The organism is Corynebacterium freiburgense, from assembly GCF_030408815.1.
Taxonomy (GTDB): domain Bacteria; phylum Actinomycetota; class Actinomycetes; order Mycobacteriales; family Mycobacteriaceae; genus Corynebacterium; species Corynebacterium freiburgense.
Genome location: NZ_CP047355.1, coordinates 2,638,556 through 2,651,314, shown reverse-complemented (window position 1 = coordinate 2,651,314; position 12,759 = coordinate 2,638,556). Strand labels below are relative to the sequence as shown.

The following is a 12,759-nucleotide window of genomic DNA, read 5'->3' as shown; positions in this document are numbered from 1 at the left end:
CACCTACTGAAATGTTGAATTTTTGTGCCGCAAAGCACTTTGTAGAACATAGAAATACAAACGCACATTTTGCATTTCTGATTGGACTATCGGAAGTTCCGAAAGAAATGTTACATAGCTGCTGCATTTCAAATCTTGCCCCAATAAATAGGGGCAAATAAAGTGAAGTTCTTTCTGGAGCCGTGCTTCCGCAAATTAGACGTGTTTTCGAGCGGGTTTTTTCCCGTCGGTGTCATCCCGAGAAAGATAATCCTCTTCATATAGTCCCTCTTTGCGGGCTATACGTCCTACACGTTGTGCTACCACGGGTGCGGTGAGCAGGGCAAAAAGAATAATCAGAAAGAGTACTCCCATATCACCGCGTTCGCCAGGGCCGAGTTTTTCATAATCAAGAACACGCAAAATCGTTCCTGTAATCGTGCAAATTAACCCTAATGTTTGAGGTTTAGTCACCGCATGAAGGCGTGACATAGTGTCACGGAACCGTACTAATCCGATTGCCGCAGATAATGCGAGAAGTGCCCCGCAGAGCAGGAAAAATAAACTCAATATATTCATCATGACGCATCATCTCGTTTCCGGAATCGCGTAAGCGCAACGGTGCCAATAAAACCGAGCAAGGCGACAACCATCATAGTGTTAGAAACAGTAGTATCTATGGTCCAGCAAATATATACAGCGAGTGCACACTGGATCATTGCTGCGGTGGCGTCAAGTGCTACCAGCCGGTCTAAAGAATTCGGTCCAACAAGCAGGCGGTATCCCGTAATAAGTAGCGAGAGCAGGAAGATAGCGCTAGCTAGTGCTAATCCAATGGTGTAATAATCCATAATTACCTCGCAACGAAAATCTGGTTGAGCCGGGTTTCCAGCTGGTTGATATTGGAAATTTCTTGCTCGATTGCTTTCTGCGATGAGCCATTAAGCAAATGCACAGTGATTTCCTGCGTATCTAAATCGAAATCGCTTACGGTGCCACCTGGCTGCAAATTGAGGATCCCCACAGCGAATGCGAACACTAAGTCATCTGCTACACGCATTGGAACTTTCACGAAGGCCGCTGGAGGCTGAGGCGAGGAACGCATGGCAATCCAAGCGACATGCAGTGAAGAAAACACTAGGTCCTTGCAAAATTCTAGTAATAAGCCTAGAAGCGGTATCCAGCGAATTTTTTGTACATTTACGGGTAGTTTGGGCAAAGGGAGGGAAAATGTAATGAGTACGGCAAGGAAGAATCCGGCGGCCACATTACCAATAGACAATTCACCCCACATTAAAACCCACATGACAGTAAGCCAGAGGATTGAAAATGGGCGTACACGACTCATTTTTCCGCTCCTGTAGGTAGTGTTCGACCAGGTGCAGAGATCTCAGTGCCAAGTACTGCATTACGGTAATTATTTACGTCTTGTGCGGAGTCTGCGGAACGTCCAGTAATGCCAGAGATCGGTCCCGCTAAAAGCGTGACTGCCAAGGAAACAGAGACCAAGATTGCTGTTGGCAGCACCATACCTACTGGCATACGGCCAACATCTGGACGCTCCGAAACCGGCACCATATTCACTGTTTCGGTAAGTGGTCGTGGTTGCGCAAATGCCATAGCGCCGTCCGGAGCATCGGAACGGTCGCGCCAAAATGCCTTAGCCCATACCAGCGTCATTGTGTACAAGGTAAGTAGAGATGTAATTAAAGCGCCGCCTACGAGCAGCCATGCCATAGTTCCACCGTTTTCGGCAGCAGCTTCAAGGAGTAAAAGCTTGCCCAAGAAACCGGAGAATGGCGGAATACCACCAAGATTAAGCGCTGGTAACAGGTAGAGGGCTGCTAATAAAGGTGATGTGTAGGCCAACGACCCCAAACGTCGGAGGGAGGAAGAGCCCGCTTGACGTTCTATAAGGCCGACCACTAGGAATAATGCAGTTTGTACAAGAATGTGGTGGACCGCATAGAAAATAGCGCCAGAAAGCCCGAGGGCGGAACCAAGAGAAATGCCCATAACCATATAGCCAATATGGCTGACCAGTGTAAACGACAATAGCCGTTTAATATCGTTTTGAGCCATTGCACCGAGGATTCCCACAATCATTGTTGCTAGGGCAGCCCACATAAGCCAGTTATCCAGACGGCCATCAGTAAATACAACGGAGCGTAAGCGAATAATGGAATATACGCCTACCTTTGTAAGTAACCCCGCAAAAACGGCGGTCACTAGGGCGGGTGCGGTGGGGTAGGAGTCTGGGAGCCAAGAATAAAGGGGAAATACTGCAGCTTTAATGCCAAAGGCGACCAAAAGTACGGCAAATAAAGCGCCCCGAGTTCCAGCTGGTATTTCTTCCATACGAAGCGAAATTTGCGCCATATTCATAGTGCCTACAGCGGCATAAATCAGTGCAAGTGCCAGCAGAAATACTAGCGAACTCAGCATAGATACCATGACATAGGAAACACCTGCGCGAACACGCCCTGGGGAAGCGCCGAGTGTAAGCAATACATAGGAAGCCACCAGGAACACCTCAAAACCCACATAGAGGTTAAATAAGTCCCCCGCAAGGAAACTCATATTCACGCCCATACTAAGCAGCAAGTACGCTGGCATAAAGACGGCTACTGGTTCATCTTTGCTGCCGTCTCGCACACCCTGGGCAATGGCATACCACATAACGGTAAACAGTACGAGGGCACTGACCGCGAGCATGAGTGCGGAAAGACGGTCTGCAACGAGTGTGATACCTACGGGTGCGTCCCAGCCACCTATCTGGACAACCTGGGTACCGCGGGCGTCTACAAGCATTACGAGCGTAACAGTCAAGGCGATAAGCCCAGTCAGCGTCATTAATGCAATAGCGCGTTGCACAATCCGGTTGGGAGTAACCAGTGTCAATGCAGCACCAATTGCCGGCAAAATAATCGGCAATGGAATAAGGTAATTCATCGCTCCACCTGCTTTTCCACGGGAGCCTCGAAGCATTCCGGGCCGAATTTATCGCCGCTTGCGGTTGGTTTGCCAGTAAGGGGATCGTCTGAAGCATCACGGTCAGGTGCTGCTGCCGTGGTGCGGGTTGCCAATGCGGTGTCTTCAGAATCATTATCAATCAAATCCGCAGTGCGATAACGATACTGCCGATACGCCAACGCCAAAATAAACGCGGTCATAGCCATAGAAATCACAATCGCGGTTAAGATCATGCCCTGTGCAAGTGGATCAGAATCCTGCGCAATGAGCGCCGAATTACGGCCCTGAATAGGAGGAGCCCCAGCCTTACCGCCAGCCGTAAGCATGAGTAAATTTAGGCCATTACCCATAAGTAATAAGCCCAAAAGCATACGGGTCATCGCACGATCGAGTAATAGGTATGCTCCACTAGCCACGAGGACGCCGCAAGTGAGAAGCAAAAAGAAATTCGCAACCATAACCTAAGACTCCTTTCGGGCAAGACGGCGAGCACGATCCCGGGCACGTTGTTTACGCATTTCTTCATCAATATCCAGTTGGGCGCCCAAACTACGCAAAATATGAAGTACCAATCCAATAACAATGAGGTACACACCGGCATCAAAGAACATGGCGGACACAATATGGACTTCGCCGATCCAGGGCAGCGGAATATCCCAAACCGTGCTTGTGAGCGGTGGATACCCAAATGCCACAGGGGTTATGGCGGCAGCAGCAGACAACAATAAGCCGACGCCGAGGATACGCCCAGCGTCGATTGGAATTGCTTCATCGAGTTCATGACGTCCACCAGCTAAATACCGCAATGTAAACGCCAAGGCAGCCACCAAACCACCAGCAAAACCGCCACCTGGAGCATTATGCCCGGCGAAGAAGAAATACAAACTCAACAAGATCATGCTGCTAAAAAGCACGCGAGTACTAACTTCGACCATTAGGGAGCGATTGCGGTTTGCACCGGCATCGGGCGCATTTGTGGCCAGCCAAGGGCTACCGCCGAGGCGGAGGATGGGGCGTCGAGAAGCGCGCGTAAAGCTGCGAGTGCGGTACACCAATGATGCAACGCCGGTTGCCACAATTACTAATACGGAAATCTCGCCAAAGGTATCCCATGCACGAATATCCACGAGCAGGACATTTACTGCATTTGCGCCATGTCCAATTTCCTTAGCCAGCTTTGGAATCACATCAGAAACCGGAGTGGTATTCCGGGCGCTTATTGCAAATGCGCCCAAAATAGTCACCGTAAGCCCGACAGCAACAGCAAGCCACGCCCGCAGCCGAATATACCCCTGCGGAGTCGGGGCATTACTGGGAAGCTTGCGCAATACCAGGACAAACACAACCATAGAAATGGTTTCTACAAGCATTTGTGTCAACGCAAGATCCGGGGCGCCATGAATAGCAAAAAGAATTGAAATGCCGTACCCCGTCAACCCCACCATAATCAGTGCGGAAAGCCGGTTCCGCAGCACCGTTGCAGCGATGGCGGCGACCATAATCAATACCGCCATAAAGCCCTGCACAGGTGTGTCCCACAATTCCATCCGAATGGTATTGCGCCTGCCGCCAATCAGCGTAATAAGTGGGAATAGTACTAGCGTTCCCAAAATAATGGCTTCATTGAGCGGCAATGAGCCGCGTTGTGTAATTGCAGTCATTTTGAGCGAAAGCTTATGCAAGCTTTGAATCACTAGGTCATATGCGGCATCCGCGCTGCCTAATGCTGGTTTTTGGAAATGGAACTTAGCCACCGTTACGCGCTGCCAATATAACACCGAACCGATTGCAATAATCGCACATGTAAGCGCAAGTACTGGCGTAAAACCGTGCCATAACGCTAAATGATGATCGCTTGACGACGACCCGAAGGTCTGCGCTATATGCGTACCGATCACTGTATCCACCGGCTTCGGCATCACACCAAAAGCCACAGAAAGAACAGCCAATAATAGCGGTGGGATCCATAGATTAGGCAAAATATGGTGCATATTTTCTACAGCAGGGCTGGTTTTCTGCTTAGTGCCAAATGCCCCGTAGAGGAAGTACAAACTATAGGCGACCGTAAGTACCGAACCAATCACTGCACCGGCCAATGTTAACTTCGCTGGCATGCCTACAAGTGCTTGCTCATATATTAAAACATCAAGCACTTGTTCCTTAGCCACAAAGCCAAGTGCTGGTGCAATCCCCGCCATCGATGCTGCAGCAACAGTAGCAATAATCGCTAATCCTGGTTGTTTTGCCCCCAAGCCATCAAGTTTTCGAATATCCCGTGTTCCGGCAGCATGATCGATCGCACCAACTACCATAAACAAACAAGCCTTAAAACACGCATGTGCGACCGTAACTGCGAGCCCAGCAAGCATTGCGGCACGAGAACCAGTACCAACAATAGACACAATAAAACCAAGCTGTGAAACAGTGCCGTAGGCAAGAATTAGCTTTAAATCATGCTGGCGCAAAGCCATCCAGCCAGCCATAATCATGGTGAAAATACCGCAGGGAATCACCACCAAATGCCAAGCCGGAATAACCGACAATGTTGGTGATAACCGGGCCACCAAGTAAATTCCAGCCTTCACCATCGCCGCTGAATGCAAATATGCACTTACTGGAGTTGGCGCAGCCATCGCGCCAGGCAACCAAAAGTGCGCCGGAGCAATAGCCGACTTCGAAAGCGCGCCTGCCAGCAACAATACAACTGCAATGCGAACATTCGGCGTGCTATATAAATTCTTATATTCGGCGAGCTCACTAAAGGTCCACACCCCAGTTTGCTGCCCCAGCATCACAATGCCCATAAGCATTGCTAAACCACCAAGTGTGGTTACCATCAATGCCTGACCAGCGGCGCGCCGAGACGAAGCCCGCTCGCCGTAATACCCAACCAGCAAAAACGACAAAATCGACGTGATTTCCCAAAACACGTACATTAATAGCAAGCTATCCGAAATAACCAAGCCGACCATGGCAAATGCAAAGGCTGCCATCTGCATGGCAAATACCGAAAGCCTACGGCGTGTGAACTCGAAGTAGCCCCAGGAATAAACCAAGACCAAAGCGCCAATACCTAAAATAATTAGGCAAAATAGCGCTGCGAGGGCATCTAGCCGAAAATCAATTCCCAAATTCGCTGCCGGGAACCAATCAAAATGAAACTCCTGTATACGAAACTCACTTTGAAACAGCGAAACAGTCCAAAAAAACCCGGCTGCAGGAACTAGCGCTAAAACCCCGAAAGCTCGATTCCCCATGCGGAGAACCAATAAAGGGGCAATGCATGAACTTAAAGCTAAAGCGGTAAGAAGAGTAATCACGAGGTGATTCTTTGAGTCCTTAGATAACGGGCAATGGAACGAGCCGGACTCACTTAACGTTGCAGCAAGTGTGTCGCGAGCAACAATGACAAGTGTACCTATGGTCCGGCAACGAGAAACGAAACTGCCTTTACAGTAGGTGAAATGTCCACAACCTACAACCTGGGCGCGAAATCATGAAAAAACCACACAAAACCATATTGGCTTTATGTGGTGGGCTGGGTGGTCTGGCTGGGTGGTCTGGCTGGGGCTTTTGAACTACGTTCCTGGGGTTTGATACAAAAAGGGTAACTTTTTCAAAAACTCCTCCATTTTGTACCACCTAGCTAAATCTGAACTGGGGTTTTAGAAGGCCAAATGATACAAAAGGGATAAGTTTAAAAAAGAGTTTTCCATTTTGTATCACCGCCATCGCAACCGTCACCACCACAGCTCGCGGTGTGTACGAAGTTTCCTGCGTTCATGGGTGCTGCAACCATTGAGGTTTAACTATGTAAGCGGTGCGCTGCGGAAGTTAATGCAGATGCGGCGGAAAGGTCCTGGTTTGAACCGAATCCCATTGCCCATGCGCGTTTGTTGTTTTCGCAGGTGTAAATAAAGGTGACGGTTGCTTCGAAGATTTCGAACTGATGGAATTCCAGGATCTCAACGCGTCGTCCGGCATTTGCAAGGAGGTGTGTGCATGCGGAAACCGGTCCAGTTGCATGGATTTCCTCATGGCTGGTGGTGCGAGTCCCACTTCGGGAGTCCGTTATGGTGGCGTTGAACCGGTAAGTATTGCCACGCAGTTTTGTGGATTCGATGTGGTGGATCCGTAGCGCGCTTGTTGGTGCATAGGTTGCGGTAAAGGTGCGCCATTCCATGCCGCGTGCTTCTTCGCGGAGTCCGCGCGGGAGTTGGTGTCCGAACCGTGCGCGGAATGGATCATCTGCATAGAATCGCGTGGTGGTGCGAATTGGGTTGCCAACTGGCTCGCGTTGAGTGTCGCGATGGTATTCGATGGTGGTGGATCGGATGGAGCGCGTCGATTGGTGAGCGCGGGTTCGTGTCGTTGTGGAAGTCATCATTGGGGTCCGGTCCTTTGCTGTGTTTGTTGATGTATTTTTGGGGACCGACTCTGTTGCTAGTTTGATAACGACTACTTCCCCAAAGTGAAGGGGTCAGTCCTTATCCTTCACTGGGGTACGTAGCCTTGGCCACTCGCCTAAGTTCAATGATGTAAGTCACAAAAGGCATAGTAACTAGCATCACACCACCATGCAAAAAAATGAGAAATAGGGGGTGTGGTTTTACACCCCCTATATTGGGTAATTTGGTCTATTTTCCGTGGTTAAGTAGGAAAATCGCTTCCGCTACAGCAATGTCTATAATCTCATCTGGTGAGACGGATTCGTTTGGTGAATGGATTGTTGTGAGTGGTTCCTCCACGCCAAAGAGGGCCAGTTCCGCATTTGGGAAGGCATTGGTGAGTGTCGTGCATAGGGGGATCGAGCCTCCGGTACCCACCGTTACTGTTGGTTTGCCGTTGTAAGCGGCCGAAAGTGCTTCCGATAATGCCTGGACGGCGGGGCCGTCGATACGCGCTGTAAAAGGATCGAACATTTCAAAGGGTGTGCATTCAATGTGTGCGCCCCATGGAACATGTTTTTGCAGGTGGGCAATAAGTGCTTCCACTAAGTCTGCGGTGTTCATTCCTGGGGGTACGCGAAGATTAAGGCGCGCGGTTGCGGTGGCGGGAACGGCATTGACCGCTTCTGCAACTGGGGTGGAGGTGAAGCCGGTGATGGAGATGGCAGGCCGTGCCCACACCATATCGGCTGGGTGGTCGGCGTCGGTGCCCATGATTTCGACGCCCTCGAGGATGCCGGCGTCGGCACGGAAATTGGCAACTGGGTATTCCTCGCCTTCCCAAACGCTTGTGCAATCAACGCCGTCGATACGGGTGCGGCCATATTCATCTTTAAGGGTGTCTAGTAGGCGAATTAATGCGGCAGTTGCATCCGGTGCTGCACCGCCAAAACCACCCGAATGCACAGGCGCCTGAAGAGTATCAATTCGTACATCAATTTGAGCGCCACCACGAAGGGTCGTGGTAAGGGTGGGTACACCGAGTGTCACATTGCCAGTATCGGCGATAAAAATAATATCAGCGGCGAAAAGCTCAGGACGCGTGGCAATTAGCTCTTCAAGGCCTTCTCCGCCGCGTTCTTCGGATCCTTCGATAACTACGCGAATGCCTAGTTCAGTGCCGCCAAGCTCAGCGATGGCACGCAGTGCAGCCAAGTGCATAACCAGGTTGCCCTTACAGTCAGCCGTGCCGCGGCCGTACCAACGTCCATTACGCTCTGTAAGAGTAAAGGGATCGGAATCCCATGTATTTGGGTCTCCTGCCGGAACCACATCATAGTGCGAATACAGCAACACAGTTTGCTTGCCTGGGCGATTTCCAATAATCGTGGGGGCGCTATCCGATGTCTCGTGTTTTTCAACATCCAACCCCAGCTTTTCCAGGGCTGTAACCACCCATTGAGCTGCGGCAGCGTGCTCACTTTCGCATGCCAGTTCGTTGGATACAGAATTAAATGAAACAAGCTCGGTCAAATCTTGCTGGATTTGTTCTCGCTGCTTTTCGACGGCCGCGCGCACAGCCGCAACATCAATTTTTAGGCTCATAACGGCCCATTGTAATTCCATGAGTCTTGGTGAAAGTTCGTGAAGCTTCCAACTGATTCCGAATAAATCTACTTTTTGAGGAAAAGTCGTTGGAGGGGTGGAGAGAGTCTTTCTGGTTGATCAACCCATAAGAGCTGGATTTTTGCGCTGCAATAATCTGCCTGGTGGGGAGTCAGGCGAATACACTGTTGTATATCGGGATCCAATAGCTGATGTGGAGTATATATGTCAGGCTAGACTGGGTGCATTTCGTCCCTCGTGTATTTCAAATCCAGAAGGTCGAAGCCATTGCATATATATGGATAGGAGAAACGAATGTCCGAGCGGAACAGTGACTTCGGAGGCTTCGAGGAGGCGCATCCCCGAAATAATAGTTCGCGACCAGGATTTACCGATTTCCCGGCAGGACATGATATGCCCATGGAAAATGGTTTCGGCTCATTTGGCGGCTTTGATGGCGGTGAATCACGCCCAAAGCAAACAGAATCTTTTGCAGCACCTTCATTTCAAGAAAATACAGGCGGTCAAGGTTTCTCTCCACCTGGTTTTGGGCCAGTGGACTCATACCAGACTCAGTCTCCTTCGCAACCGCAGACTAATTCCAACTGGGGTTCTGGGTTTGGGGAAAGCTTTGGCTCAAATACGCTTCCGGAAAGTTCGTCCTCTCCCGTACCGCAAGCTAGCGGCCCACCACCAGTGGCTGCCTTCCAGCAAAACTCCGCGCCCACCTATGTGTTGTTGCCCAGTATTGTGATGGGCGTCGTCAGCATTGTTCTTTCAATGATCTTAACCTTTGGTGGTTTTACCCCAACAGAAGCAATGTATAAGGTGTTGTCGGTTGTGGCATGGCTCGCTGCGGGAATCTTTGGCGTTACCTTGCTTGGATTGTATTTCAATGCAGATAACCGTCGCCGTGCTTCTGGTTTCTATTCCATTCTTGGTTGGAAAACTGGTGTGTATTGGGGCACGATCACACTTTTAATTCTTGGAATCCTGTGGTCAGCGGTAGAAATCGGACAATGGGTAGGCAAGCTGTGAACACAACTACACTGCCGCGAATGGAGAAAAGTATGGTTTTTGTGCGGCGCGTAGCTGCCATTTGCTGTGCGGGAGTTATTGCGATAGCCGGCGGCTCATTTGCAAATCTCAATACGGCCTATGGGCAAGCACCTCCGCCACCTCCAGAGCAAGGTTTGGCGCCAATATTGCCACCGCCTTCTCCGAATCAGGTGGCACCAGTGCAGCCTGAAGCCAATACGCCGACAGTGCCTGCGCAATCGACGCCGGGGAATTCGAGTTTGAGTGCTCTAGGTTCGTGTGTGGCATCCAAAGGGCAACTGGACGTTATTTTGATGATCGATGAAACTGAATCGCTGATTCATCAAGTCAAAGACGGCAATATTGATCCAAATACTCCTGGTGCTGATGCGAGCCATAATAGGGTTCCTGCCGCACAGAGTTTTGTTAACCAGCTTTTGGCAAAGCACAATAGCGAAGGCGTAGACGTTCGTATCCGTGTTGCGGGTTTTGGGCAGGAATATAAAAACGGTTTTTCGGACCCAGTTTATGGCGAGTGGGTTCAGTTAGATGACCAATCGATCAAGGGCGTGAAAAATACAATCGCGGGTTTTGCTGATCGAACCTCTGAGCAATATACAAACTATGCAAATGCTTTTGCGGGTGCGTATCAGGATTTTCCGCGTTCTGGAGCCACAGACAGCTGTAAAATGCTCGTTACATTCACAGATGGAGCATTAACTGCGCAAGAGGGGCAAGAGGTCGCCCAAGATGCAGTTTGTCGACCAAACGGCATTACTGATCAATTCCGTTCTGCGGGAATTACCAATATTGGTATTGGTTTATCGGATCCTAAAAATCCATCAAATTTTGAGTTATTTGCCGGCATTACGGAAGGTACTGGCACTCGATGCGGAACTCTAGATCCGAATGGGGCGTTCTTCCCAGCGGATAGTGTTGGGAGTCTATTTGCCAGCTTCCACCAGGCCCTAGGTAATGGGGGTGTGTATTCGGAAGAAACCGCCGCTAGCGATCCATTTGAATTTGTTTTGGATGATTCAGTTGATTCTGTTCGGTTTACAGCATTGGCTAAAGATGACCTTGGGCCAAATGCAAAGCTGAATCTTATTGCGCCGGATGGTTCGAAGCTAGTGCTGGATGGAGAAGGTAGTAGCAGTGTTGGAGGGGCCGAAGTTACATGGGCTGCTTCTCATGACCCAGTGCAACAGGCCGATGGGGAGATGAAACTTAAAAAGCCAGGTGGCTGGGCCGGGGCTTGGCGTCTGCAATTTGAAGGCTTTGGCGAGGATCGCTCAGATCACAAGGTATTTAATTCGGTGAAAATTCAACCGGATTTACAGATTCAGTTTCATGGGCCAGAAGGACCGGCTACTTCAAATCTTAGTGCTCGCAGCAATGAGGAGATTGCTCTAAGTCTTGTTGGCCTTGATAGGCAGCCTCGGAAATTGCAAGGTGATGCCAAGATCAACTTGGATTTTGTTCCTGCAGATGGTGGAAGCCGTGTGGATTTGCTGTCCGGGGTGGATGTTTCCAAAGGTAAGGAAGCAAAGGTTCAGCTCGATACATTAGCTAATTTGCCTACGTCCGGGACTTTGGAGGCGAGCGTCAATATTGTGACCGCTGGACCGAATGGCCGTCCTGGTACAGCATTGGAGCCGGTGACAAACCAGATTGATATTGCGGTGTCTCGGCAGGATATGCCGGTGGTGCCTGGTGCCGTGAGTTTTACTATGGAGGCCCCGGAGGTAACTGTTCCTATTGCAGTGACTGGCCCCGGCAAGGTTTGGGTCCCTGCAGGCAGTACCTTGGAGACGGAGATTCTGCCTGAGGGTATTGATGCTATTCAGTTGTCCAGTGAACATACTGATGCGGCGTCGGCTCTTACGCTCAGCGAAGGCGAGCAGGCAACATTGCCGGTAAAGGTTTCAGTGGCACAATTGCGCGATGGTGTAGTTACAGGTTCCATACCTGTTTCGCTCGCACGTGCGGATGGTAGTGAGGAAACTACGGTTCCGGTTCAGGCAACAGGCAATTTATCAGTTCCACTCAATAAAACGGCATTCACTTTAGCGTTTTTGGCGGCGGTGCTTTTAGGGCTTTTGATTCCACTTGGGCTGTTGTATTTAGTCAGATTCCTTACCGCTCGGATTCCGCAGCAGTATTTTGGTGCTCAGCGAATCGCATTGAGTTTTGAAGGTGCCTCTGTGCGTTATGATGGCGCACCAGCACCGACCATTGACCTCGATCAGGCGTCACGCAATCAAGTGCTTCACGACGGCCGCTCCGCCGACGTTCTTGGATATAGGTTGCGGGTGCGCAGTTTCCACTGGAATCCACTTGCAGAATCAAAGGTGGTTGTGGAATCCGCCCCCTCGGTTGGTGCATCCGGAAAGCAATTGCATGGCCAGGCGGTATTACCATTGGCAGTGCAAGGTGAATGGTTTATTGCTGCCGCACATGGCCAGCTAGAACTTATTGTTTTGCCACGGCTGCCAATTGATCAGCAATCGGCTCGGAGTTTAGAGGAAGCGATTACTGACCGTGTACCTGAGCTTGCTGTCCGTATCCAACAAACGCTTGATCAGCAACGTAGTACACAACCACCGGAACCTGCTGGTGGTACGCCGACTGCCGCGGCGTCGACAAGCGAATCGTGGGATCAGCCAGCCTCTTCCTGGGGAACATCCTGGGACGGCAAAACAAATAATCAATCTGATCCCGGCTGGGGCGAAGCCCCTAAGTGGAACTAACAAGATCAACTAGGAGAAAACAAACA

General features: G+C 50.3%; 10 protein-coding genes. 2 read left to right on the top strand and 8 right to left on the bottom strand.

Features of this window, described 5'->3' with window-relative positions:
• Window positions 1-195: 195 nt before the first annotated feature.
• From mnhG to CFREI_RS11925, 8 genes are all read right to left on the bottom strand, one after another.
• Window positions 196-561, bottom strand: a complete 366-nt coding sequence (gene mnhG / locus CFREI_RS11960) for a monovalent cation/H(+) antiporter subunit G (protein ID WP_027013003.1) — start codon at window positions 559-561, stop codon at window positions 196-198.
• Entirely contained in the window at window positions 558-830 is a 273-nt protein-coding gene (locus tag CFREI_RS11955; protein ID WP_027013004.1) for a monovalent cation/H+ antiporter complex subunit F, read from the bottom strand. Before CFREI_RS11955 ends, mnhG begins: the two co-directional genes overlap by 4 nt.
• Window positions 831-832: 2 nt before the next feature.
• A complete protein-coding gene (locus tag CFREI_RS11950; protein ID WP_027013005.1) occupies window positions 833-1,327 on the bottom strand; it encodes a Na+/H+ antiporter subunit E in 495 nt (164 codons plus the stop codon).
• A complete protein-coding gene (locus tag CFREI_RS11945; protein WP_027013006.1) occupies window positions 1,324-2,931 on the bottom strand; it encodes a Na+/H+ antiporter subunit D in 1,608 nt (535 codons plus the stop codon). Before CFREI_RS11945 ends, CFREI_RS11950 begins: the two co-directional genes overlap by 4 nt.
• Window positions 2,928-3,410 carry a Na(+)/H(+) antiporter subunit C gene (locus tag CFREI_RS11940; protein ID WP_027013007.1) on the bottom strand — a complete coding sequence of 161 codons (483 nt, stop codon included), beginning with the start codon at window positions 3,408-3,410 and terminating at the stop codon, window positions 2,928-2,930. Before CFREI_RS11940 ends, CFREI_RS11945 begins: the two co-directional genes overlap by 4 nt.
• A gap of 3 nt (window positions 3,411-3,413) precedes the next feature.
• Entirely contained in the window at window positions 3,414-6,272 is a 2,859-nt protein-coding gene (locus CFREI_RS11935; RefSeq protein WP_027013008.1) for a Na+/H+ antiporter subunit A, read from the bottom strand.
• Window positions 6,273-6,757: 485 nt separating this feature from the next.
• Complete coding sequence (locus CFREI_RS11930; protein WP_027013009.1) at window positions 6,758-7,339, bottom strand: hypothetical protein; 582 nt, start codon at window positions 7,337-7,339, stop codon at window positions 6,758-6,760.
• A gap of 250 nt (window positions 7,340-7,589) precedes the next feature.
• Window positions 7,590-8,945, bottom strand: a complete 1,356-nt coding sequence (locus CFREI_RS11925; RefSeq protein ID WP_027013010.1) for a dipeptidase — start codon at window positions 8,943-8,945, stop codon at window positions 7,590-7,592.
• Between the two features lie 315 nt (window positions 8,946-9,260).
• Here CFREI_RS11925 and CFREI_RS11920 point away from each other — a divergent pair, with 315 nt between their 5' ends.
• Complete coding sequence (locus tag CFREI_RS11920) at window positions 9,261-9,983, top strand: hypothetical protein (RefSeq protein ID WP_027013011.1); 723 nt, start codon at window positions 9,261-9,263, stop codon at window positions 9,981-9,983.
• A gap of 20 nt (window positions 9,984-10,003) precedes the next feature.
• Window positions 10,004-12,733, top strand: a complete 2,730-nt coding sequence (locus tag CFREI_RS11915) for a vWA domain-containing protein (RefSeq protein ID WP_156907775.1) — start codon at window positions 10,004-10,006, stop codon at window positions 12,731-12,733.
• Window positions 12,734-12,759 lie beyond the last annotated feature (26 nt).

Coding starts and splice junctions, on each gene's coding strand:
- CFREI_RS11950 (WP_027013005.1), bottom strand. CDS start 1,327: ATGAGTCGTGTACGCCCATTTTCAATCCTCTGGCTTACTGTCATGTGG.
- CFREI_RS11940 (WP_027013007.1), bottom strand. CDS start 3,410: ATGGTTGCGAATTTCTTTTTGCTTCTCACTTGCGGCGTCCTCGTGGCT.
- CFREI_RS11920 (WP_027013011.1), top strand. CDS start 9,261: ATGTCCGAGCGGAACAGTGACTTCGGAGGCTTCGAGGAGGCGCATCCC.
- mnhG (WP_027013003.1), bottom strand. CDS start 561: ATGATGAATATATTGAGTTTATTTTTCCTGCTCTGCGGGGCACTTCTC.
- CFREI_RS11930 (WP_027013009.1), bottom strand. CDS start 7,339: ATGATGACTTCCACAACGACACGAACCCGCGCTCACCAATCGACGCGC.
- CFREI_RS11955 (WP_027013004.1), bottom strand. CDS start 830: ATGGATTATTACACCATTGGATTAGCACTAGCTAGCGCTATCTTCCTG.
- CFREI_RS11945 (WP_027013006.1), bottom strand. CDS start 2,931: ATGAATTACCTTATTCCATTGCCGATTATTTTGCCGGCAATTGGTGCT.
- CFREI_RS11925 (WP_027013010.1), bottom strand. CDS start 8,945: ATGAGCCTAAAAATTGATGTTGCGGCTGTGCGCGCGGCCGTCGAAAAG.
- CFREI_RS11915 (WP_156907775.1), top strand. CDS start 10,004: ATGGAGAAAAGTATGGTTTTTGTGCGGCGCGTAGCTGCCATTTGCTGT.